This window comes from Nitrosospira sp. Nl5, from assembly GCF_900102495.1.
GTDB lineage: Bacteria > Pseudomonadota > Gammaproteobacteria > Burkholderiales > Nitrosomonadaceae > Nitrosospira.
The window spans coordinates 45,631-69,454 of record NZ_FMVQ01000011.1 but is presented as its reverse complement, the minus strand read 5'-3'; the positions used below and the strand labels follow the sequence as shown (position 1 = coordinate 69,454).

General features: G+C 53.2%; 21 protein-coding genes. 13 read left to right on the top strand and 8 right to left on the bottom strand.

The window, feature by feature from the left end; all coding sequences use genetic code 11:
- Nucleotides 1–49 precede the first annotated feature (49 nt).
- Complete coding sequence (gene cmk / locus BLP45_RS11030; RefSeq protein ID WP_090372529.1) at nucleotides 50–727, bottom strand: (d)CMP kinase; 678 nt, start codon at nucleotides 725–727, stop codon at nucleotides 50–52.
- 43 nt (nucleotides 728–770) lie between these two features.
- Nucleotides 771–2,084, bottom strand: coding sequence for a 3-phosphoshikimate 1-carboxyvinyltransferase (gene aroA / locus BLP45_RS11025; protein ID WP_090372528.1), 1,314 nt, complete (start codon nucleotides 2,082–2,084; stop codon nucleotides 771–773).
- A 615-nt stretch (nucleotides 2,085–2,699) separates the two neighbouring features.
- On the opposite strand from aroA, the gene cysK reads away from it, so the two are divergent.
- The 7 genes from cysK (at nucleotide 2,700) to BLP45_RS10985 (ending at nucleotide 11,502) form a co-directional block, all read left to right on the top strand.
- The gene (gene cysK, locus BLP45_RS11020; protein WP_090372527.1) at nucleotides 2,700–3,677 is read left to right on the top strand and encodes a cysteine synthase A; all 978 of its coding nucleotides are present in this window, start codon (nucleotides 2,700–2,702) and stop codon (nucleotides 3,675–3,677) included.
- Nucleotides 3,677–4,627: a serine O-acetyltransferase EpsC gene (gene epsC / locus BLP45_RS11015; RefSeq protein WP_090372526.1), complete on the top strand. Its 951-nt coding sequence runs from the start codon at nucleotides 3,677–3,679 to the stop codon at nucleotides 4,625–4,627. Before cysK ends, epsC begins: the two co-directional genes overlap by 1 nt.
- Before the next feature lie 306 nt (nucleotides 4,628–4,933).
- Nucleotides 4,934–5,689 carry a tetratricopeptide repeat protein gene (locus tag BLP45_RS11010; protein ID WP_256327788.1) on the top strand — a complete coding sequence of 252 codons (756 nt, stop codon included), beginning with the start codon at nucleotides 4,934–4,936 and terminating at the stop codon, nucleotides 5,687–5,689.
- 299 nt (nucleotides 5,690–5,988) lie between these two features.
- A complete protein-coding gene (locus BLP45_RS11005) occupies nucleotides 5,989–7,404 on the top strand; it encodes a dihydrolipoyl dehydrogenase (protein ID WP_090372525.1) in 1,416 nt (471 codons plus the stop codon).
- Nucleotides 7,405–7,835: 431 nt separating this feature from the next.
- Entirely contained in the window at nucleotides 7,836–8,318 is a 483-nt protein-coding gene (locus BLP45_RS11000) for a hypothetical protein (protein WP_090372524.1), read from the top strand.
- Between the two features lie 2 nt (nucleotides 8,319–8,320).
- Complete coding sequence (locus BLP45_RS10995; protein ID WP_090372523.1) at nucleotides 8,321–8,701, top strand: SirB2 family protein; 381 nt, start codon at nucleotides 8,321–8,323, stop codon at nucleotides 8,699–8,701.
- Between the two features lie 476 nt (nucleotides 8,702–9,177).
- The gene (locus tag BLP45_RS10985) at nucleotides 9,178–11,502 is read left to right on the top strand and encodes a penicillin-binding protein 1A (protein WP_090372521.1); all 2,325 of its coding nucleotides are present in this window, start codon (nucleotides 9,178–9,180) and stop codon (nucleotides 11,500–11,502) included.
- Nucleotides 11,503–11,673: 171 nt separating this feature from the next.
- Here BLP45_RS10985 and hemB read toward each other — a convergent pair whose 3' ends face one another.
- From hemB to BLP45_RS10965, 4 genes are all read right to left on the bottom strand, one after another.
- On the bottom strand, nucleotides 11,674–12,681 hold the full coding sequence (hemB, locus tag BLP45_RS10980) for a porphobilinogen synthase (protein WP_090372520.1): 1,008 nt from the start codon (nucleotides 12,679–12,681) through the stop codon (nucleotides 11,674–11,676).
- 145 nt (nucleotides 12,682–12,826) lie between these two features.
- Nucleotides 12,827–13,519 (bottom strand): ribosome biogenesis GTP-binding protein YihA/YsxC, encoded by a 693-nt coding sequence (gene yihA / locus BLP45_RS10975; protein WP_090372519.1) that lies wholly within the window; start codon nucleotides 13,517–13,519, stop codon nucleotides 12,827–12,829.
- Nucleotides 13,520–13,754: 235 nt separating this feature from the next.
- Nucleotides 13,755–14,513 carry a type III pantothenate kinase gene (locus BLP45_RS10970; RefSeq protein WP_090372518.1) on the bottom strand — a complete coding sequence of 253 codons (759 nt, stop codon included), beginning with the start codon at nucleotides 14,511–14,513 and terminating at the stop codon, nucleotides 13,755–13,757.
- Nucleotides 14,510–15,499 carry a biotin--[acetyl-CoA-carboxylase] ligase gene (locus tag BLP45_RS10965; protein WP_090372558.1) on the bottom strand — a complete coding sequence of 330 codons (990 nt, stop codon included), beginning with the start codon at nucleotides 15,497–15,499 and terminating at the stop codon, nucleotides 14,510–14,512. The genes BLP45_RS10970 and BLP45_RS10965 overlap by 4 nt, the downstream gene beginning before the upstream one ends.
- 153 nt (nucleotides 15,500–15,652) lie before the next feature.
- On the opposite strand from BLP45_RS10965, the gene BLP45_RS10960 reads away from it, so the two are divergent.
- The 5 genes from BLP45_RS10960 (at nucleotide 15,653) to BLP45_RS10940 (ending at nucleotide 21,345) form a co-directional block, all read left to right on the top strand.
- Nucleotides 15,653–17,371: a glutamine--tRNA ligase/YqeY domain fusion protein gene (locus tag BLP45_RS10960; RefSeq protein ID WP_090372517.1), complete on the top strand. Its 1,719-nt coding sequence runs from the start codon at nucleotides 15,653–15,655 to the stop codon at nucleotides 17,369–17,371.
- 337 nt (nucleotides 17,372–17,708) lie between these two features.
- Nucleotides 17,709–18,035, top strand: a complete 327-nt coding sequence (trxA, locus tag BLP45_RS10955) for a thioredoxin TrxA (protein ID WP_090372516.1) — start codon at nucleotides 17,709–17,711, stop codon at nucleotides 18,033–18,035.
- A gap of 142 nt (nucleotides 18,036–18,177) precedes the next feature.
- Entirely contained in the window at nucleotides 18,178–19,437 is a 1,260-nt protein-coding gene (rho, locus tag BLP45_RS10950; protein WP_090372515.1) for a transcription termination factor Rho, read from the top strand.
- Between the two features lie 140 nt (nucleotides 19,438–19,577).
- Nucleotides 19,578–19,802 (top strand): 50S ribosomal protein L31, encoded by a 225-nt coding sequence (rpmE, locus tag BLP45_RS10945; RefSeq protein WP_090372514.1) that lies wholly within the window; start codon nucleotides 19,578–19,580, stop codon nucleotides 19,800–19,802.
- Between the two features lie 76 nt (nucleotides 19,803–19,878).
- The gene (locus BLP45_RS10940; protein ID WP_256327787.1) at nucleotides 19,879–21,345 is read left to right on the top strand and encodes a M48 family metalloprotease; all 1,467 of its coding nucleotides are present in this window, start codon (nucleotides 19,879–19,881) and stop codon (nucleotides 21,343–21,345) included.
- A 144-nt stretch (nucleotides 21,346–21,489) separates the two neighbouring features.
- On the opposite strand, the gene BLP45_RS10935 is transcribed toward BLP45_RS10940, so the two are convergent.
- Nucleotides 21,490–22,152 (bottom strand): glycerophosphodiester phosphodiesterase, encoded by a 663-nt coding sequence (locus BLP45_RS10935; protein ID WP_090372512.1) that lies wholly within the window; start codon nucleotides 22,150–22,152, stop codon nucleotides 21,490–21,492.
- Nucleotides 22,153–22,213: 61 nt separating this feature from the next.
- Nucleotides 22,214–23,038: an alpha/beta hydrolase gene (locus BLP45_RS10930; RefSeq protein ID WP_090372511.1), complete on the bottom strand. Its 825-nt coding sequence runs from the start codon at nucleotides 23,036–23,038 to the stop codon at nucleotides 22,214–22,216.
- A gap of 83 nt (nucleotides 23,039–23,121) precedes the next feature.
- On the opposite strand from BLP45_RS10930, the gene ppa reads away from it, so the two are divergent.
- Nucleotides 23,122–23,670: an inorganic diphosphatase gene (ppa, locus tag BLP45_RS10925; RefSeq protein ID WP_090372510.1), complete on the top strand. Its 549-nt coding sequence runs from the start codon at nucleotides 23,122–23,124 to the stop codon at nucleotides 23,668–23,670.
- The last annotated feature ends 154 nt before the right edge of the window (nucleotides 23,671–23,824 follow it).

The following is a 23,824-nucleotide window of genomic DNA, read 5'->3' as shown; positions in this document are numbered from 1 at the left end:
TTCCGCCGCAAATTCTACTTCTACTGCGTTAATCCCGGAATCTTGAATTTTAGAGATGCCCTTTTGCACATTCGGCGTATTGCTTCAGTACGCTATCCACCGCTTGTTCGATATCGAGCGAAGTCGTATCCAGTAAACGTGTATCGACGCCCTGCCGCAAGGGTGCCACGCCACGACTGCTGTCGCGTGCGTCGCGTTCCCGTATATCCTGCAAAAGGGTGGAGATATTAGCATCTATCCCTTTCTCCATCAACTGTTTATACCGTCTTTGCGCGCGCGCTTCAGCGCTTGCGGTAAGAAATATCTTGAGAATGGCATCAGGAAATACTACCGATCCCATGTCACGGCCATCCGCTACGAGACCAGGGAGTTGGCGAAATGCGCGCTGCCGCTCCAATAACGCCGTTCTGACTTGCGGATATGCAGCAACTTTGGACGCCACATTGCCGCACGCTTCCACGCGGATTGCGTCAGTAACGTTTACGTTTCCCAATAGAATCTCCGCATCGACAAAAACGACATCAAGGCGTGCGGCGATGTCGCTAAGCACTTTTTCATCGGCCAGATCGACTCGCGATCGCATGCCCGCCAATGCCACCAGGCGATAAAGAGCGCCGCTGTCGAGATAATGAAATCCCAGTTTTCCTGCCACGCGTTGTGCAACCGTGCCTTTGCCCGACGCGGAGGGTCCGTCAATTGCGATAACGGGAATATCATTGACGTTCATGAAAAAACCTCGGTTAAACTTCTATCTGGAGAACGATGTCGGATCAAACTCCGACTATTGCCGCGAACTTTTCGAAATAATCGGGAAACGTCTTCGCTACGCAATCTGGCTCGTTGATACGGATGGGGGCGCCGAAGGATGCGAGCGAGAAGCACATGGCCATACGATGGTCATCATAGGTATCAATTACCGCGTGCGCGGTAAGACTCCCATCTGGCGGCGTAACACGCAGAAAATCCGGCCCCTCATCCACTGCGGCGCCCAGCTTGCGCAACTCTTTCGCCATCGCCGCGAGGCGGTCAGTTTCTTTTACCCGCCAACTGGCGATATTCCGCAGCGTGGTAGTGCCCTTGGCAAACAACGCCGCCATTGCAAGCGTCATGGCAGCATCGGGAATATGATTGCAGTCAAATTCAATCGCTCGCAGAGAGCCGGATTCCGGCGAGCGCGCCTCGATCCAATTATCTCCCAGCCTGATTCGCGCTCCCATTTTTTTCAGTACCTCAGCAAAACGGGCGTCTCCCTGAAAACTGCCTTGCCCTACCCCTTCCACCCGTACCGGGCCGGCACCGATAGCACCCGCGGCGAGGAAATATGAGGCGGAGGATGCGTCCCCCTCGACAAATATCTGGCCGGGACTGCGATAGCGCTGCCCGCCGTGCAGAACAAAGCGGCGCCATTCTTCCTGCTCTACCTGTACGCCAAAACGGGCCATCAGCGCAATGGTCAGTTCGATATAAGGCCGCGAGATCAACTCTCCCGTCACCGTTATCGTCCGTGCTCTGTCAGCGATCGGTCCGGCCAGGGGCAAGGCCATCAGCAGACCGGTCAGGAATTGGCTGGATATACTTCCATTCACTGTTATCGCTGTTGCATGGATGCCGGCGGGTTTGATTTGCAGTGGAGGGAAGCCCTCCTCACCGAGATAAGTGATATCCGCACCCAATTGGCGTAGCGCATCCACCAGATCGCCAATGGGGCGTTTGTGCATACGCGCTACGCCGGTTAACCGGTAACGTCCCTGCGCCAGCGCCAGCACAGCAGTCAGCGGACGAAAAACCGTGCCCGCATTGCCCAAAAATAAATTCGCCTCGTTGACCGGAAAACGCATGGAAAACTGCCCGCCCACCCCCTGCACGCGATAGTCATTTCCGTCGATCTTGACGATGAGCACGCCTAACGCTTTAAGCGCGTCCAGCATTCGTGCTGTATCATCGGAAGCAAGCAAATCGTGTATAACGGTCACGCCATCCGCCAGCGCGGCGAGCAACAAAACGCGATTGGAAATACTCTTCGAACCGGGCAGGCGCACTATTCCCTGAGCGGTCTTAACCGCTGGAAGATCAAGAAAGTTCACACCATACCCCAGGAATAACCTTCACCGATAAGCGCCTCTTCAAAACCCTACGCTTGGACTGCCGTGAACTCCCCTCGAAGCCCCTGTGCAATGCAATGCGGTACCACTCTTTGTTCCACTGTTGCGATATACGTCAGCACCCAGCTCAAATGAATTTGTTCATTTCCGGAAAAACCTTGCACCACAATTGCAGTCATAAGTATTAGCGCTCTATTGTGGCAGATAGCGGAAATTTAGCGAAAGCTCACCATTATAATCAACTCCGCAAGGTTTCTCCGTTTTCCTTTTTATGATCAGCTTGACGCAGCGCACCCATAAGCTCTTAAAACTTATTGATATTCATAACCCGTTGTTGACCACTTAGCCATGCGGAGGCACAATGTCAGATGGCCGTAGTGCGATCATAAGTATCAAATTGAAGAAGAAATTCGCTAACTGAATTCGAAATCCTGCCGCCAACGCCAAGTATCGTTACCAGATACGTCACGGGTTTGAGTGGACGCCTTCGTGGCTTCCGAGTCCCTGCCGCCCGAGACGGGTTGACTTGATTTCCTGTGCGTACCTTATATCCTCGGCATGAATGAGTGCGCAACCCATACTGAAGGAATTCTCAGAATGCCTCGTTGGTTTAAAGATAACTCGCAATCCATCGGGCACACTCCTCTGATTCGGCTCAACCGCATCATCGACGGCGCGTCAGCGACAGTATTGGCCAAGATCGAAGGGCGCAACCCATCGTACTCGGTAAAATGCCGCATCGGCACCGCAATGATCGAGGACGCAATATCCCGCGGGCTACTTTATTCCGGAAAAGAACTGGTGGAACCGACCAGCGGCAACACCGGCATTGCGCTGGCATTCGTCGCCGCCGCGCGTGGGATACCATTGACCTTGACCATGCCTGAAACCATGAGCCTCGAACGCCGCAAACTGCTCGTTGCCTATGGCGCAAAACTAATTTTGACGGAAGGCGCGTACGGCATGAAGGGCGCAGTAGCGAAAGCCGAGGAAATCGTGGCCTCCGAGCCTGACCGGTATGTGCTACTTCAGCAATTCAAGAATCCTGCCAACCCGGCCGTTCATGAGCGAACGACGGGACCGGAGATATGGAACGACACTGAAGGCGCTATTGATATTTTTGTTTCCGGCGTGGGCACGGGTGGGACCATAACGGGTGTCTCGCGCTATATCAAGAAGACCCAGGGCAAAGCAATTATTTCGGTCGCGGTCGAACCATCGGCCAGCCCCGTACTCACCCAACAGCGAGCCGGGGAGCCGCTGAAAGCGGGGCCGCACATGATTCCAGGGATCGGAGCAGGCTTTGTTCCGGAAAACGTGGATCTTTCACTCGTCGATGAAATCGAGCAAGTCAGCAACGAAGAAGCAGTACGCTACGCGCGCCGCCTTGCGCGTGAGGAAGGCGTTATTTCCGGCGTTTCATGCGGCGCCGCTGTAGCGGTGGCGGCACGATATGCCAATCGCTTGGAAAATACGGACAAAACGATCGTTGTCATCCTGCCGGATTCTGGAGAACGCTACCTGAGTTCGAGCCTTTTTGAGGATGTGTTTGACATTCAGGGCTTGGCAATATAATGGCAAAACTCCAAAAAGCGGGACATTCACCATTGAAAAAAGCAGGCCTGGAAATCGATACGGTCGTTGCGGAGCTGCGCACTCTACGTGTGGAATCGCTGGAAAGCCGGCAGAGACGCGACAGACCGCCCAAGCTTCCCTCGCGCAAGGCACTGGTTGGTATCGCCGAGGGACTGAGTGCTGTGCTCTTTCCGAACCGTTTGGGGCTACCTGAACTTACCGATGAGAGTGTTGATTATTACGTTGGGCATATGCTGGATGTAACCCTCCGGGATTTGCTGGTACAGGTGCGCCGTGAACTGCGCTTTGTATCCGGTCTCGAGGCCATAAGCAATGCCGATCGTGAGCGGGCTTCCGCCATTACGCGAGCATTTGCCAAACGGCTGCCGCGCATACGCAGTTTGCTGGAAAGCGACATTCAGGCAGCTTACGAGGGCGACCCAGCTGCGCGAAGCATTGATGAAGTATTGGTCTGCTACCCCGGTATTACCGCTATCACCCATTATCGGCTCGCCCATGAATTGCATTGTCTGGGCGCTCCCTTGATTGCCCGCATGATTTCCGAAATTGCCCATTCGTCCACCGGCATCGAGATTCATCCGGGCGCGCAGATCGCCGGCAGTTTTTTCATTGATCACGGCACCGGGGTAGTCATCGGCGAAACCGCTATCATTGGCGAACATGTACGCCTCTATCAGGCCGTCACCCTCGGCGCCAAGCGCTTTCCGGTGGATGAGCACGGCGCGCTGGTTAAGGGCAACATCAGGCATCCCGTCGTCGAGGACGATGTCGTCATTTATGCCGGCGCCACTATTCTTGGCCGCATTACCATCGGCCGTGGTTCGACTATCGGCGGAAACGTCTGGCTCACACGCAGCGTTCCGCCGGGCAGCAGCATTTCCCAGGCGCAGATTCGCAATGAGATGTTCGATGGGGGCGCCGGGATTTAGGACTGATACCGTATTGCCATATCGGTGTTGGGTGTTGACCGCTTCAAACTTTGTTGAAAGCTTGGTATTGCCGAGCCTTTCAGCCAGTTGACGCCCGGTCAGGCAATACTTAGACTACCCGAAAGAGCAAGAATATCTGCCATTTTCAAGCAGAACAGCAAAAAAAACGGAAATATTATGTACGCGAAATGCATTAAGTGCGGAAGTGAGAAGACGCACAGGTCTCGTGTGCGGCGTGGCGAGCGAACCATAGGTATGCTGTTCCTCAGACCAATACGTTGCCACGAATGCAAGGAACGATTTTGGGTGAGAAACCCCAATGCTTATGTGGCAGCGGGGGCAATGCTAACCGGGAGCGCCTTATTTTTTGGCCTCATCTGGCTGATTATAGAGAGTAATATGTCTGACGACTATGTTGCGCTAGCGCCAGAGATGAAGTCGGAGCAATCCGCCATCCATGAAGCTGCCAAGTCGAATCGTGGTCACATGGCACCCCTGAATGCAGCGACTGCACTTGACGCCCCCTCCTCTAATGGTGCGCGAACAGCCACCGATGCAAAGCCAGCTATCCCACGAACGGAGACGCACCCGGATGGCCATCGTTTCGCTGTCCAGTTGTATCAGGAGAATGCGGAAAAGGGAAATAGCGATGCGCAGTACAAACTTGGCCTGCTGTACCTGACCGGAAATGGCGCCCTGCAAGATTTCACGGAAGCGGCAAAATGGCTTAAATTGGCGGCCGAACAGGGGTACGCCCTTGCACAGTATGAGCTGGGCCTCATCTATCGCACCGGCTATGGTCTTACTACTGATCAGGTGCAGAGTTATATGTGGCTCAATCTTGCCGCCGCTGGCGGCATCCAGAAGGCGGTGGCGGTGCGTGACGAAGTCATGCGGTCTCTCAGTACCAAACAACTTGCGCAAGCGCAAAAGAGTTCCCGCGAGTGGCTGGCCACCCGATCCAAGCCCAAACCGCACATTTCCGATACGGCGAACGCAAATAACGATGACGTACCATTCGGTACAATCCTGCCACAGCCGAACGCCGTTGGCGGGGAATAAATCCAAAGCAGGAATAAATCCAAAGCAACAGGTAACAAAGTGGAGCATACCCCTCCCCGGATACCCTAAGCAATAGCACATAGTTGTAGGTGGTTGAAAACCCGCCTCCGGGGGAATCCACGATTTTAGTGCGGTTCTCTCAATGAGCGGCCGCGATATGGCACTTTCTTCCATCCTGTTAATAGGAATAGCCGCGCTTCAGTGGTGATTAATTGACGGCGATAAATTTCACCTTCCGACTTCAATTGTCCACTGGGAAATTCAAGTGAATGCTCGGATAATCCCGGAAAGAAATCCCTATGAGCAAGATATTTGACGTCATAATTGTGGGAGCCGGCAGTGCGGGCCTGGCCGCGTTGCGAGAGGTAAAGAAGCGTACCCGCAATTTTGTCCTCATCAACGACGGGCCCTGGGGAACGATCTGCGCCAGAGTAGGCTGCATGCCCTCCAAATTGCTGATCGAGGCCGCCAACGCCTTTCACCGTCGCGGTACTTTCGAGGAATTCGGTATTCGGGGCGCGGACAATCTCGCGCTCGATCTCGCTGCCGTGCTGCGGCGTGTACGTCGACTGCGTGATGATTTTGTCGCTAGCACGCTAAAGGCGACAGACGCTCTGGGCGAATGCGCCGTCTCTGGCCGCGCGCGCCTGCTCGGTGTTGGCAGGCTGGAAGTAAACGGACGAGAGCTCCAGGCGCGCAACATCATTATCGCTACTGGGTCACACCCTGTCGTTCCGGCATCCTGGCGTGTTCCAGACAAGCAATTACTGACGACAGACACGTTATTCGAGCAGGAAACCCTGCCTCCGCGTATGGCAGTGGTGGGATTGGGACCCATCGGCGTTGAGATGGCTCAGGCTATTTCTCGGTTGGGCGTGAATGTAACGGCATTTGGTTGCGGCACCACTATCGCCGGATTGAGCGATCCGCAAATCAGTTCTGTTGCCCTCGACCTCTTGGGACGTGAATTCCCCGTGTACCCCGGGGGAAGAGCTTACCTGGACGTGGTAAGCGAAGGCGTGCGAGTACGGGCCGGAACGATGGAGGTTGCGGTTGACCGCGTACTTGTCGCCTTGGGCCGGCGCCCCAATATTGACGGCCTCGGGCTTGAGAGGCTGGGTATAGAACTCGATGAGCAGGGCCTGCCGTTCGTTAATCCTCATACCATGCAAGTGGCCGATCTCCCGGTATTCATGGCCGGCGACGCTAATGACCAGATCCCCTTGTTGCACGAGGCGGCCGATGGGGGATATATCGCCGGAATCAATGCCACCCGCTCTGCTCCCACCCACTTCGCACGTCGAACGCCGCTTGCAATAACCTTTGCTGATCCCAATATCGCAATCATAGGAAGCCGTTTTCAGGCACTCGACGGAAAAAAAATCCTGACGGGAGAAGTGCGTTTCGAGCATCAGGGCCGCGCCCGCGCCGGTCAGCGCAACAGCGGTATCCTGCACCTCTACGCCGAGCCGGAAAGCGGGCGGCTGCTGGGGGCCGAAATGTGCGCTCCCGCCGGGGAGCACATGGCGCACCTGTTGGCGCTGGCCATTGGTCGCTCACTCACTGTGCGGGACCTGCTGCGTCTGCCCTTTTACCACCCGGTCCTGGAGGAAGGCCTGCGCACCGCCTTGCGCGATCTGGCGGCACAACTTCCCGCCTGCGAGGAATCCGACCTCGCGGCCTGCGACGCATTTAATGCCGAGGCACTGGATTAATGCCGGCTAGGCGAAGCCATCAGACGCAGCGGTGGTAAGCTTTCCTATTCCTGCTCATTCTTGAAAAGAATCCGATCCCAAATACTGAACTTGAGATGGGCGGTTGGTTGACGGACAAGCGCTTCGGCAAAACCTGATCGACAAGGATGTGGAACTTCCCGACCCCGCGCCGGCACCGGAAAATTCGATACCTATCACTTTAGCGATGACAAGGAAAAGGTAACCGGTTTGCTCGCGCGTGACCATGTGCGTGGGGAAACAGCGCGTATAACACAAGTGACGAAGCGCGCGGCACGATGCATACCAGGCGAGTGCCGCGCTGATGCAATCACCGCTATTGAATTCCGTGGATGAACCAGAGTCAAAAGCGGGATGTGTCATTGTGAGCAGGATAAGCGGAAAAAGCGGGCAACGTAAGGAGATTACCTTTTATGGATGAATTCGCACTTGCCAGAGTACTGCATGTGCTGGGCGTGGTATTGTGGATCGGCGGCGTGGCGATGGTCACCACCGTGCTGATTCCCGCTATGACACAAATGAGATCGGCATCCGAAAGAACGGAGTTTTTCAGCCGTGTCGAAAGCCGCTTCGCTCCTCAAGCACGGTTTACCACATTGCTTGTCGGCTTGAGCGGTTTCTACATGGTGCATCTACTCAATGCATGGAGCCGTTTTGCCGAACTCCGCTTCTGGTGGATGCACGCCATGGTCCTGGTATGGCTACTCTTTACCTTGATGCTATTTGTGGTGGAACCATTTGTGCTGCGGCGGCAGGTTAAGGATACGGCGGAGCACGACGCGGCAAAGACTTTTGCGCGGATGCAGCGCATGCACTGGATGATGCTGAGCTTGAGCCTGGTTGCCGTCGCCGGTGCGGTAGCAGGCAGCCATGGCTGGATGCTACCCGGAGAATAAGCATGGGCTATGCAAGCCTAAAGATGATTCATGTCACCAGCGTTGCAATCAGTTATCTGCTGTTTTCTTTGCGTGGCATATGGATGATGCAGGAATCCACCGTGCTGCAGCAACGCTGGGTAAAAATTACACCGCATGTAGTGGATACCGTGCTGCTGACAAGCGCGATTGCGCTGGCCATCATGATCCACCAGGATCCAATAAATAATTCATGGCTCAGCGCCAAAATCACTGGACTGTTGCTTTATATCGGGCTCGGCATGACGGCATTGAAATACGGAAAAACCCGGAAAACGAGAATTTCCGCGTGGATAGCGGCTCAGGTCGTTTTTCTTTATATCGTACTGGTCGCTTTAACGAAAAGTCCTACGTTATTTTCCTGACTTCATAACCGCATCTCTCGGGTTCCCATGGCTGGCGGCCTGCCGGACTTGAAGAATCGATGCCAAAAAGTGACTGGGCGAGGACCAGATTTTGGCGATTCTGAAGGTCAATAGTTGTTCTATGGGCAGAAAAAGCGGTGGAATATAGACCGGGCAGGCGCTTTTGCTGCCGATTTCCTTTAAGTCCGACAGGCTGCACGACAGTTCCGCGATAAGAACGTAGCTTGACAGCACTTTTGTTATTCAAAACCATCTATAGCGTATTCTTTCCAGCGCATACTTTATAATTGCACACTTTCAGCAAGACCGCGACAAGAACGGGCGAACTGGCCACGACAAAAAATCAGGATTCACGATCCCCGAAAGGTTTTCGACTTTATACTTCATCTCGCTATATTTTTTGAATTCAGGATTGAAGTCGGCCTCTTATCATTGCAGATATTCATTTTGACTCCCTTCTTCAAAATTTGTCCCACATGCTAGCCAGGTGGTGGGTTTACCCGATCGCCGCATTTTTTGCGCTGAGTCTGCTCGGTATTCTGCTGGCCGGGTTTGCAGCGCTGGTTACTATCCCCACCCTGCCCTCGCTTGAAGCACTGACCGATTATCGCCCGAAAATTCCTTTGCGGGTCTACAGCGCGGAAGGCTTCCTGATCGGGGAATTCGGCGAAGAGCGTCGCCAGGTGGTCAAAATCAGTACGGCACCCCAACGCCTCAAGCAGGCAATTCTGGCTGCCGAAGACGACCGGTTCTATCAGCACGGAGGGGTGGACTACACCGGCATACTGCGCGCGGCGTATTCCAATTTCACGTCTGGCGGCGTACGGCAGGGCGCCAGCACCATTACAATGCAGGTTGCTCGGAATTTTTTCCTGACCAAGGAGAAAACACTGAACCGTAAATTCAGTGAAGCGCTGCTCGCATTCAAGATTGAACACAGCTTAAGCAAGGACGAGATTCTCGAACTTTACTTCAACCAGATTTATCTCGGGCAGCGCGCCTACGGTTTCGCTACCGCGGCACAGGTCTATTTTGGTAAAACCCTGAATGACATTAACCTTGCTGAAGCAGCTATGCTCGCCGGCCTTCCCAAAGCCCCATCACGCTTCAACCCCGTGGTCAACATCAAGCGCGCCAAGGCACGTCAGCTTTACGTCCTGCGGCGCATGCACGACCTGGGCTATATCTCTGCCGAGGAGTTTAAAGAAGCGGAAAAACAACCGGTGCGTGTCAAGCGCGAGTCGCAGGAATTCGTCATGCGTGCGGATCATGTGGCGGAAATGGCACGTCAGGCCATGTATGAACGCTTCCAGGACGATGCCTACACCAAAGGTTACAGGGTCTATACCACGGTAACGCGACTGGATCAGGAAGCCGCCTATAAGGCGGTCCGCCAGGGCGTGATGGATTATGACAGGCGTCACGGCTATCGCGGCCCCGAGGCCGTGATCGATCTGGCGAAAAGTGATCTGGATCGGGAGGAGATACTGGAAGATGCGCTACAGGAGATAGCCGACAGCGGTGACATTTATGCTGCCGTGACGCTGGTCGCCAACCCGAAGTTCGTCAAGGCATATCGCAAAGGCGGAGAAATCATTGAGATTACGAGTGATGGCCTCAAGTTCGCGCAGAAATTTCTTACCGGCAATGCAGGCTCCAATCAGCAGCATATTCGCCCGGGGTCATTAATCCGGATACGGAAGAACGAGAAAGGGGCGTGGCAAATTGTACAGCTTCCCCAGGTCGAAGCTGCGTTTGTTTCAATCAATGCGCGAGATGGAACGATTCGCGCAATGGTGGGGGGATTCGACTTCAATCGCAGTCAGTTCAACCACGTCACACAGGCATGGCGTCAGCCAGGCTCTAGTTTCAAGCCATTCATTTATTCCGCTTCCCTGGAAAAAGGCTTCACGCCAGCAACGGTCATCAACGATGCGCCGCTCTCCTACACTGCGGAGGAAACGGGAAGCGAGCAATGGGACCCGAGGAATTTCGACGGCAATTACGAAGGTCCGCTGCGGATGCGCGAAGGGCTTGCCAAATCCAAGAATCTGGTGTCAATTCGTATTCTCCAGGCAATTGGCATTCAATATGCGCAGGATTATGTCGCACGCTTTGGTTTCGATCCAAAGCAGCATCCTCCTTATTTGCCCATGGCGTTAGGCGCCGGTTCGGTTACACCGATGCAGATGGCAGTGGGCTATGCGGCATTCGCTAATGGAGGTTTTCGCGTATCCCCCTATTTCATCCAACGCATAGAGGATGTGAAAGGCAATATCTTGGAGCAATCGCAACCAGCACTGGCGGCAGAAAAGGCGAAGCAGATCATCGACCCGCGCAACGCTTTTTTGATGACCAGCATCATGCAAGATGTGGTGCAACGCGGCACCGCAACGAAAGCAAAACAATTAGGTCGCTCCGATCTGGCTGGTAAAACCGGCACTACCAGCAATTATGTGGACGCCTGGTTTTGCGGTTACCAGGCCGATCTGGTCGCCATTGCCTGGATTGGCTTTGACAACCCTAAATCGTTGGGGAATAACGAAACCGGCGGCCACGCCGCCCTGCCGATGTGGATAAGCTATATGAGCAAGGTACTGAAAGGTGTTCCAAAGGCGGTTTATGCACCCCCGCCAGGCATTACGACAGCCAGAATCAATCCCGAAACCGGCTTGCGGGAAGCCGAAGGTACGATGACGGAGCATTTTCTGCAGGAGCAGTTACCCCCCGAGGCGGATGACAAAGTCGAGGATAACGCGAGTCCGGTGGAAGATATAATAAGCGACTTATTGTCGCGGTAAATTATGAACGTGAGCTTGGCAGTCGGCCACGTTTTCCACACGTTTTTTAGCTGGGCTATCTACAAGGATATTTTGTGCCACTTAATCTTCATATTTATGATGAATTCGCGCAGGGGATGAATTCGCACAGGGCGAGTTTAGGTTGCAGTTCCACATGTCTTGTAATACGCGCTAGTTTTCCTGCTTTAGCCATTCCGCCACATCCAGCGCATAGTATGTTAAAACCCCATCCGCGCCCGCTCGCTTGAAAGCCAGCAGGGATTCAAGAACACAAGCTTTTTCGTCCAGCCAGCCGTTTTGCGACGCCGCCTTGAGCATGGCATATTCACCACTGACCTGGTAGACAAAAGTTGGGGCGCCAAACTGGCTCTTTACTCTCCGCACAATATCGAGGTACGGCATGCCGGGCTTTACCATCACCATATCGGCGCCTTCTTCCAGATCCAGTCCCACTTCCCATAATGCCTCGTCGGAATTAGCCGGATCCATCTGGTAAGTGTATTTATTTCCCGTGCCCAGACTGCCAGCGGAGCCTACCGCGTCGCGAAAGGGCCCGTAGAAACTGGAAGCATATTTGGCGGCGTAAGCGAGAATGCGGGTTTGCGGGTATCTTTCGCGCTCCAGCGCGGCTCGAATCGCGGCAATGCGTCCATCCATCATATCGGATGGGGCTACGATATCGGCGCCGGCCTGAGCATGTATCACCGCTTGTTGTGCCAATACTGTTACGGTTTCCTCATTCATTACATAACCACTGGCATCGATCAACCCGTCCTGGCCGTGACTGGTGTAAGGATCAAGCGCAACGTCGGTGATAATGCCAAGCTCGGGAAAGCGCTTCTTCAACTCGTTTACTACACGGGGAACGAGCCCCATAGGGTTAAGCGCCTCGGAGGCAGTGAGATTTTTCAAGTCAGTCCCGATAACAGGAAAAATAGCAATTGCCGGTATACCGAGCCGCAGGCATTTTTCCGCGCGGTACATCAATAAATCCAGACTTTGCCGAATCACTCCTGGCATGGAAGAAACCGTTTCCTCGCGCTCCTTTCCGTCCAGCACGAAGACTGGATAAATCAGGTCATCCGAATGCAAATGATTTTCCCGCATCAGGCGGCGGGAAAATTCGTCACGGCGCATGCGCCGCATCCTCTTCTGTGGAAACTGACTGAAAGTTGGCATGATCGGCCTAAAAAGAATAGTTTGAAGAATAAGTTTGATAAAAATAAAAAAATCGGGAACTTGTCCGCAAATTCTTTATCTTACTTGCAGACGGTGTTTGATTGTCTCCCGCTTTTCCTCCCTGAGCGGGTACCTTAATCCCCTATTAAGGTAGTTTGCCCCCGGTTTTATTCCCCTTTAACCGGGGGTTTTTTATTTTCGGCTTATTTTGACTTTGACCGGAATTTAATTCCCGCGTATTCGTATCCAGTCCAAGCCAGTTGCCCAGTACGGCAGTGGCTTCGTCGACTCCTTCCTTTGTCATGCTGGAAAATAACTGTACGCTGCTTTGCGGATAGGTCTCGCGTAAAAAAGACAGCACATTCCTGAAAATCTTTCCCGCCTGCTCCCGGCTAAGCTTATCCGATTTGGTAAGCAATACATGTACCGGTTTTCCAGTTGCGGAGAACCACGCCAGCATCCGCCGGTCCAGCGGGGTTAATGGATGCCGCACGTCCATGATAAGCACCATGCCGTGAAGCGATTCCCGAGTCTGAAGGTAGGTGCTGAGCAGATGTTCCCAATGCTGACGGATTTCAGCCGGTACTTTAGCATAACCGTAGCCAGGCAGATCGACGAGAAAACGACCGCTTCCCAGTTGAAAGAAGTTGATGTGCTGCGTACGTCCCGGCGTTTTACTGACGAAAGCAAGACGCCCACGATTGGTGAGCGAATTAATAGCACTGGACTTCCCCGCATTGGAGCGCCCGGCAAAAGCAATCTCCACTCCGTCCGCCGGCGGCAAGTCTCGCAAGTGGTTGGCAGTCGTGTAAAAGGTTGTGTGCTGGAAAACCGGCATGTGTTTTTAACCCAGATAATCCATTAGGACGCGAGATGATGGTGAGGGAGGTTGCGAGACGGTCTTGTCGGTGGGAGAGTCATAGCCTGGTCTTGGACGCCGAGCAGCGGCAAAAATGGCCGCAAACTGGCTGCCAGCACTCGGGTAGGCTTGCAGAGCCTAATGGATTATCTGGGTTCAAGTCAGGCGCAGCCACAAAAAATCAATTCTCGACTATATCATCGGCATTCTAAATTTATGGCGATATTTCAGAGCTCTCCCGGGCAATCAGTATGAGCCCGTCCAACACCAGATTATCCACTACCCTTGCATCCAAGTTAAGCTGCGGCTGTAGCTGCTGGGCTCCACCGCCACTGACGATGCAGTCAGGCGCATGGCCCAGCGTAGTTGTGAGTAACACCGCCATGCGCTCCACCGCGCCCGCCAGCGCATGTACCGCGCCACTGTATATAGCGTCGACGGTGCTGTCAGGGTAATCGCAAAGTCTTCCGCCATCGGATTTCAACGACGCTATATTCTCCGTCAGGGTTTTCCGCATTAGATCAAATCCAGGGGTAATTATTCCGCCGAGAAATTCCCCTGTGTCGGAAAGCGCGTCAATGGTCATGGCAGTGCCAACGTCCACTACCAGGCAGCCCTGTCGTTGCAACTCCCACGCGGCGATTAGCGCCGCCCAGCGGTCGCTGCCGAGCTGTGCAGGATCCGCGTAATAATTGCGCACACCGCACTGATATGCGGTGGCAATGATCCATTGTGGCTCCGCCTTCCAGCGTGAAAACAGCTCGGATAAGTCCGCCTTCGCCTGCAGGCCGGCAACGTTGGATACGACGATACATCCGGGTTCCCCTAGATCTTGCCACTCTCGCTCCAGCAGCGCCTTTCCGCCCGGATCGCCTTGGACCACGGCCCCTTGTTTCAGCCAGTTGCGCTCGTCATGCAGCCCCCACTTAACGTGAGTATTACCGGAATCGACAGCCAGTAAGAAAGTTTTCATATCATTCTGCACAGCGTGACCTCGCCACTGCTGTAGCCACGCGTTTCCACGGAGGTTCGTAGCAGTAACGACCCGTCATCCGTCACGCCATGCACCATCCCCTCCTGACTCGAGCCATCGGGTAGGCGAAGCGTGACAGGTTTATTTTCGCAAATATGATGATCCGTCCATTCTTTCTTGAACGGAGCAAAGCCTCGGTGCTCAAACTCTCTTAACACCAGTATGAGCTCAATCAATAGCGCAGCCAGCAATTTATTACGGTCCGGCATTTTACCCGTGGCGGAAAATACGTCTGTTGCACCCTGATCTATGCGAGCCTGTACGTTCCCCGCTAACTTCAGGTTCATACCCACCCCAATCACGGCAACGGTAGGGCCAAACATATCCCCCTGCAGTTCGATCAGTATGCCCGCCAGCTTACAGAAGTTAAACATCACATCGTTCGGCCATTTAAGCGTTACACCTTCGATCCCGGCAGATTTCAGTGCACGGATAATAGCGACTCCAACCGCCAGGCTTAAACCCGACAGAAAGCTTGCCCCCTGCTGGAAGCGCCACAACAGGGAAAAGGCGAGCCCGTCCCCCAACCCGGAATGCCATTGTCGCCCGCGTCGTCCGCGTCCGCTTGTCTGCAACTCCGTCGCCACCGCATGAGTACCAGTACTGGGGGAGCTCAACTCCGTGGCAGCTTTTTGCAGCAACAAGCTGCTGGTTGACTCGACAGTATCCAGCACTTCGAGGTCAAAATTGCTCGCTTCCTCACCGAGATGTTTCAGAATAATGCCTTTCTCCAGCCATTGCACCGGTTCCAGCAGGCGGTAGCCCCGGCCATGAACTTTATGCACCGTCAAGCCGATTTGATCCAGCCCGCGCAGCGCATTGGAAACCCCGGCGCGCGATACATCGAGGTTCTGCGCGATGGCTACACCGGAATGAAATTCGCCATCACTCAATAAACGCAGAATGGAAAAAGTGAGAGGTTTCATATCAATCAGTGTAGTGGAAAAATTGCAGGCTGTGCCACGGCCGCCTACCCGGATCATCCATTGCCGCGCAATGTTCCCCGGATTCAACCGTAATAAAACACTATTCCTACTATAATAGACAGCCTTGCGGTTCAACCTGAATCAGGCAAATGAATGAACATACCGGAGGCTGACTTGAAAGATGATCCTGCAAGTATTTCCGGCGTACCGCCCGGTTCCAACTTTATCCGCAACATTGTTGAGGAGGACAATCGTACCGGCAAGTGGAAGGGACGCGTGGAAACGCGTTTTCCGCCTGAACCTAATGGCTACCTGCATATTGGTCATGCCAAAAGCATTTGCCTCAATTTCGGCCTTGCGCATGATTATAACGGCATATGTCATCTGCGCTTTGACGACACCAATCCCGAAAAAGAGGAGCAGGAGTATGTCGACTCCATAATCGATTCGGTAAGGTGGCTCGGCTTCGATTGGGGAAAACACCTGCACTATGCTTCCGACTATTTTGACAAACTTTTCGAGTTTGCCGAATACCTCATCAATCGGGGAAAAGCTTATGTGGATAGCCTCACCGTCGAGGAAATCCGTTCTCTACGCGGCACACTGACGGAGGCCGGCACGAATAGTCCATACCGGGAGCGTACCGTCGCTGAAAATCTCGACCTGTTCCGGCGCATGAAGGCAGGTGAATTCGCCGACGGTGCTCACGTGTTGCGTGTCAAAATCGACATGACGTCTCCCAATATCAACCTGCGAGACCCTGTCATCTACCGCATCCGCCGCGTGTATCATCACCGCACTGGCGATAAATGGTGCATCTACCCGATGTATGATTACACGCATTGCATTTCTGATGCTCTGGAGAAAATTACTCACTCTCTTTGCACGCTGGAGTTTGAAGATCATCGCCCTCTCTACGACTGGATACTGGATCAATTGAAAGACGTTGTTCCATGTCACCCCCAGCAAATCGAGTTTGCCAGATTGAATCTCGCCTACGCCGTAATGAGCAAACGCAAGCTGATAGAACTGGTTGAAGGCGGTTTCGTTAGTGGCTGGGACGATCCGCGCATGAATACTTTGGCAGGGTTGCGCCGCCGGGGCTATACGCCGCAATCCATCCGTCTTTTCGCCGAGCGCATTGGGGTCAGCAAAGCGGATTCATGGATAGACATGGGGGTATTGGAAGACTGTCTTCGTGAAGACTTGAATGAACGCGCCCCCCGGCGCATTGCCGTCCTGGAACCACTTAAGGTTGTTATTGACAATTACCCGGAAAATAGCGAAGAGGAATGCGTGGCCCCCAATCATCCTCAAAAGCCCGAGTGGGGAAAAAGGTCCGTGGCGCTATCGAAAACGATTTATATCGAGCGCAGTGATTTCATGGAAACCCGCTCAAAGGGCTACTTTCGCCTCTCGCCGGGCGCTGAGGTGCGACTGCGTTACGCTTATATCGTAAAATGCGTGAATGTCGTGAAGAATGCCAGCGATGAGATCACGGAAATCCACTGCACTTATGACCCGGACACCAAGAGTGGCACGGAAGGAGCGGAAAAACGCAAGGTGAAGGGCAACATCCACTGGCTTTCAGCGAAATACGCGGAAAAAGCCGAAGTACGGCTCTATGACCGGCTGTTTGACCATGCCCATCCTGACGCCGGAGGAAGGGACTACAAAACGTATCTCAATCCGAACTCGAAGAAAATTATCATGGCTTATGTGGAACCCTCGCTCAACCAGGTTCAACCGGAAGACCGCTTCCAATTCGAGCGCCACGGTTACTTCGTCGCCGACCGTGAGAATACGGAAAAAGGTAAGCCGGTATTCAACCGTGCGGTAACAATGCGAGATTCATGGGGAAAAAATGCTTGATGCGGACGGGAGCAGCGGAATATATCATGGGACTTATTCGCTTCCGATATGAGATCCTCAAACGATATTTTTCCTCACGCTGACTCGCTGACTCAACGCATATGCTAATCTTGCAGCATTTTTTCTCCGCCCTGGTTATAATGGATTATAATGTGATACTTTCCTTTCGCAGATTTTTTCGCTAGCATATGAGGCTGTGAAAGTACGCAATTTCTCCAGCACGTAATTTCTGTTACCCTGTAGATCCATTCTGACCGATTCCGCCATATAGCGACTATATACCTCCGCTTTGCGGCGCGTCATCAGCCGAATATATCAACCTTTGAACGAGAGCCCCATGAACCAGCATATCCATTACGTTTCCGATGGAACATTTGAAGCCGAAGTACTACAGTCACCCGTTCCCGTGCTCGTGGATTATTGGGCGGAATGGTGTGGACCGTGCAAGATGATCGCACCCATCCTGGACGAAGTTGCCAAGGAATACGGAGAGCGCCTCAAGGTAGCAAAACTCAATATAGACGAGAACCAGGCTACGCCGCCGAAATACGGTATCCGTGGCATCCCCACTCTGATGCTGTTCAAGAACGGCAACATTGAGGCGACCAAAGTCGGCGCTCTATCCAAATCCCAGTTGACGGCTTTTATTGACAGCCACATCTAAACTCGCTAACCTTATAGTCACCGCCTCCCTAAAGCGGAATCCGATTAGATTCACCGCTTCTAATTCTTGTTCCGCCCCATCGCATTCCCCCAACGTTTTCTGACGCTTTACGCCCCTGTCTTTTCACCCACGAATTCCGTCCATGCACTTATCCGATCTCAAGAATTTTCATGTCACCGAACTGGTAGAAATGGCCATCGCCAATGAAATAGACGGCGCCAACCGTCTGCGAAAACAGGATCTCATTTTTGCGCTACTGAAAAACCAGGCGCGAAAAGGAGAGAGTATTTTTGGCGAAGGCACATTGGAAGTGCTGCAGGACGGCTTCGGATTCCTACGATCGCCAGATACGTCGTACCTGGCGGGGCCCGATGACATTTATGTTTCTCCCAGCCAGATCAGGCGCTTCAACCTCCATACCGGCGATTCGATAGAAGGCGAAATTCGTACGCCAAAGGATGGGGAACGCTACTTCGCACTGGTTAAGGTGGACAAGGTTAACAATGAGCCACCGGAACATTCCAAGCATAAAATTCTGTTTGAAAACCTCACCCCGCTTTTTCCTACCCAACGACTGCTGCTTGAACGTGACATCAAAGCCGAGGAGAACGTCACCAGCCGTATCATTGATCTCATTGCCCCTATCGGCAAGGGACAGCGCGGCTTGCTGGTAGCGAGTCCCAAATCGGGAAAAACCGTTATGCTGCAGCATATCGCGCATGCGATCGCCGCCAATCATCCCGATGTTATCCTGATGGTGCTGCTGATAGACGAGCGCCCGGAAGAGGTTACCGAGATGATCCGTTCGGTCAGAGGAGAGGTCGTCTCCTCCACTTTCGATGAGCCTGCGGTACGCCACGTGCAAGTCGCCGACATGGTGATCGAAAAAGCCAAGCGACTGGTGGAGCACAAGAAGGACGTGGTGATACTGCTGGACTCGATTACCCGTCTGGCGCGTGCATACAATACAGTGGTACCCGCGTCAGGAAAGGTATTGACCGGCGGTGTCGATGCCAACGCATTACAGCGCCCCAAGCGTTTTTTTGGCGCCGCACGCAACATTGAAGAAGGCGGTTCCCTTACCATTATCGCCACCGCGCTGGTGGATACCGGCTCGCGTATGGATGATGTGATCTACGAGGAGTTCAAAGGCACCGGCAACATGGAAATCCATCTCGATCGGCGCATGGCGGAAAAACGCACCTATCCTGCGATCAACGTCAACCGCTCCGGCACACGCAAGGAGGAGTTGCTCATCAAGCCGGACGTGTTACAGAAAATCTGGGTGCTACGCAAGCTGCTCTATCCGATGGATGACATGGATGCAATGGAGTTCTTGCTCGACAAGATCAAGGCCACAAAAAACAATGCGGATTTCTTTGACTCGATGCGGCGTGTGTAAAGTCAGGTTAAAAAATTTAGTCTTTGCCAAAAGATCGTAACAGATGCGTTGTTTGTTGCAACCCCTTCCGGATTAAAGGATAATATGCGCCTTTCCGTTTCGCAGCCCTGCCGGACGGATACAGATCAAGGACACGAATCATGAAAACAGACATTCATCCAGAATATCGGGAAATCACGGTGACCTGCAGTTGCGGCAATACGTTCCAGACCCGTTCAACCATGGGCAAGCCTTTGCATATCGAAGTGTGCTCGGTCTGTCATCCGTTCTACACCGGCAAACAGAAAATTGTTGACACCGCCGGGCGGGTCGAGAAGTTTCGCCAGAAATACGGAAAAAAGGTAGAAAAACAGGCGACGGCTTAAATCGTTTACAGGTTATCAACGACGACAAAGGGCAGCTTCGAGCTGCCTTTTATATTTTCAGCAGTCAAGACATGTTATGAGGACGGCATCCACACTTAGATTCACCCTTGCGCTCGGTGGCATGCTTCTATTCGCTGGTTGCGCGGTTAACCCGGTTACCGGCAACCGGAACTTCACTCTCATGTCGGAAGCCGACGAAATGCGCAAGGGACGGCAGGTAGCCGCCGAGGTAAGCAAAGCATACGCTGTTTACGACGATTTACCTGTCCTGCAAAAGTATGTCAATGAGATCGGGCAAAAACTCGCAAAAAAGAGCCATCGCCCCAAGCTTGATTATCATTTTACCGTTGTCGACAGTCCTCAGGTTAACGCGTTTGCGCTACCTGGTGGTTATATTTATGTCACGCGTGGTATTCTCGCTTATCTTAATTCCGAGGCAGAGCTTGCTGCTGTGCTAGGGCACGAAATCGCCCATGTCACAGCACGCCACAGTGTGCAGCAATACAGCGCCTCGACTGCCGCTAATATTGGCACCCTGCTTTTAGGCGTATTTGTCCCGCAGCTGGGTGGGCAAGCCGCGCAAAGTCTTATGGGGCTTGCCAATAATGCGCTCTTGTCGGGCTATGGCCGCAGCCACGAATTGGAGGCTGATCGTTTGGGGGCAGAATACCTGGCGCGTAGCGGTTATGATCCGCAGGCAATGATCAGAGTTATCGGCGTGCTCAAAAACCAGGAATTATTTGATATTGAAGTCGCCAAGCAGGAAGGACGCGAGCCGCGCCGCTATCACGGCATTTTTGCCACCCATCCCGACAATGACACCCGCTTGCAGGAGGTGGTGGGTGAAGCCAAGCAGTACATCGTACCGGGTGCCATCATGGATGATCGTCGGGCAGAATTCTTGCGGCAAACTGAAGGCATGGCTTTCGGCGACAGCGCGGTCCAGGGAATTATTCGAGGCAATACCTTCCAACACAAGGAATTAGATTTTACCTTGTCGTTTCCCCCCGGGTGGCGAATACGCAATCAACCGGATAAAGTGGTGGCGCTAAGTCCCGAGGGGGATGGAATGATGCAGCTGAGTCTTATCGGAAACCCCGAAAACTCCCCGGCTGACCTCGCCCGTCAACGCTTTCGCCTCGAATTCTCCAGCGAAATTGTATCCACCACCAGCAATGGGCTGCCCATCGCCATGGTCACCTCCACCGCTCAGGATGGCAAGCCATTCAAGGCGGGTGTCATTTACCACGACAACAAGGCGTATGTGCTGGCTGGCGGCAGCACCTCTCCCGACGCATTCGATCGCCATCTACCGGTGATCACCAGTGCGATTAACAGCTTCCGGCCGCTTACCGATGCGGAGCAGAAATCCATCAGAGCGCTTGAAATCAGGACCATCACTGCAACGAAGGGGACGAGTTACGCCGGACTCGCTAGGACGTCTCCTTTAGGACAGAATGCGGAAAATTACTTGCGCTTGCTCAACGGGCAGTATCCCAACGGCGAACCGGTTTCTGGCCAGATTCTCAAGATTGTGAAGTAAGCACGGTGGGTTGCAATGGCCAGCCGCTAAACGTCTGCAGCGACCCGGAGGGGGCTCTAACCGCAATCTGTTCCGTCAAGCATGATCGAAACGCTCTCTGTCCTTACAAGCCTGCTCGTTCAGGAATATGCGATACGGAACAGGCTATGCGTTCTGTGCCAAAAGCGGATAGTCGGTAATCACGCCGTCCACCCCCAACTCCCTGCAATGGTCGTGCTCGACTTTCGTCATCGGACCATAAACAAAATTGCGAAAGCCATCCATCGCCGTCTGTTTCAACAGGCTGTCATCCAAAACATCATAATTCCACACAATATGGTTGATCCTGGGATTGCCGTTACAGTTAAAGTCAGCCAGCAAGGAATTGAGTGTCCCCGGCCGATGGGCTACCACTAAGCCGCAGTTGACTTTAAGCGAGGATGCACAGACTGCAACCAGATCGTGGCGAAAAGAGGTAACCACAACGCGGTGGTTGGCTTGATGCCTTTCAAGGACGCTTATTACCGAGGGCAGTGCCGTCGCAGTCTTGATTTCGATATTCCATAAAATACCCGAAAAGTGCTCCAGCGCTTCATCCAGAGTCGGTATCGCATGACCGACATCCTGCTGAATTTCACTCCGAGTAAGATCTGCCACCGCCTGTCCGGATGCAATAACACGGTCATGGACCAGCACCGGCAAGCCGTCGCGGCTGATGCGCACATCGGTTTCAATACCGTTCACACCAACCGTCACCGCGGCGTCGAAGGCAGCCATGGTATTTTCAGGAACCGCGACGTGGTAACCACGGTGAGCTATTACCAACATGACTTATTCCCAACCATTCGGCGAACTTGTTGCATCCGATATTGCATCTCCGGCATCCATATTATCGCGAGGCGCCCAGGTGCGTGTCCATAAATTCTCCCAGCGCCTTTACCCAATCCTCCTGCATGAAAATGAAACCGCTGTTGTGGCCACCCTGCAACTCCAGGAACCGTTTCGGCTCCGGTGCTGCCTCATATAACGTTCGGCCATGCGCGAATGGCACAATTTCATCCTGCGGACTATGCGCGATAAATACCGGGCAAGTAACGGACTGCAAATACTCAAGTGTGTTGTAGTCGAAACGGGACAGCAGGCGCACTGGCAGAAAGGGATAGATTTTTGCCGCCATGTCCGGTACCGAGGTGAATGCCGATGCCAATACCAGCGCTCCAGGCTTTTCGTTTATCGCAAGCCATGCCGCCACCGCTCCGCCAAGGGACTCCCCAAACAGCAAAATATGGGGGGGCGGGATACTTCTTGCGTCGGCAAGATAACGCCATGCTGCCTGGGCATCGAGATAAGTACCTGACTCCGAGGGCGAGCCGGTGCTATGACCGTAGCCGCGATAATCAAAAATAAATGTGCTGTAACCGAGCCGATGAAACATCAGCAGATATTCCATGCGATGGGAAATGTTACCGGCGTTACCGTGAAAGAACAGCACCGTTCCTTTCGCGGAAGGCGCAGGCACAAACCAGCCATGCAGGTTTTCGCCGTCGGCGGTGGAAATTTCCACAGACTCATACGCAAGCCCAGCGTAATCGGGCGTGGAGATGGGATTTCGCCCGGTTTCCGGATAGTAGATAAGGCTAGCCTGAGAAAAGAATATCATCAGTACCGAGCCGATATAGGCGATTGCAGCCATAATGGTTAAATGAAGCAACATGCTCAAGGCTGGAAATTGGTTAATCCCCCCAACTCGCAGTAGTTATAATAGCCGTTTTTCAGCCACCAGAAATAGGAACGCAAATGAATCTCGACCGGGTGAATTCTGGCCGTGACCTGCCTGATGATTTCAATGTCATCATAGAAATACCTATGAACGCCGATCCCATCAAGTACGAAGTGGACAAGGAAACCGGCGCGATGTTTGTGGACCGTTTCATGTCTACGTCGATGCACTACCCATGTAACTACGGTTATATCCCCCACACACTGTCGAAAGATGGAGACCCGGTGGATGTGCTGGTGATCTCGCCGGTTCCGCTTATTTCCGGCGTGGTCGTGCGTTGCAGACCGCTGGGCATGTTAAGGATGACTGATGAAGCCGGTGAAGACGCCAAGGTATTAGCCGTGCCGATTGACAAGCTATGCGGCCTCTATCGAAAAAAGAAATCTTACGACGATCTGCCGGAACTGGTGCGCTCGCAGATCGCACATTTCTTCGCTCACTATAAGGATTTGGAAGTAGGCAAATGGGTCAAGATAAATGGTTGGGTTGGCGTCAAGGAGGCCAAAGCTGAAATCATGGGCGGAGTCAAACGTTATAACTCGGCCAAGAAGAAACCGATGTTTTAAGAGAGGTTACTCCCCATTCAACCGGATGAAGCAATTTGTATACGATGGTTGTAGAGCATCTCTGCCCTCGCAACCTGGAGGGCCGAAAGAATCAACTGAAGGACCAGGTAAGATAGATATTAAATCCGTATAAGGAGGCTAATTGATCTCGAAA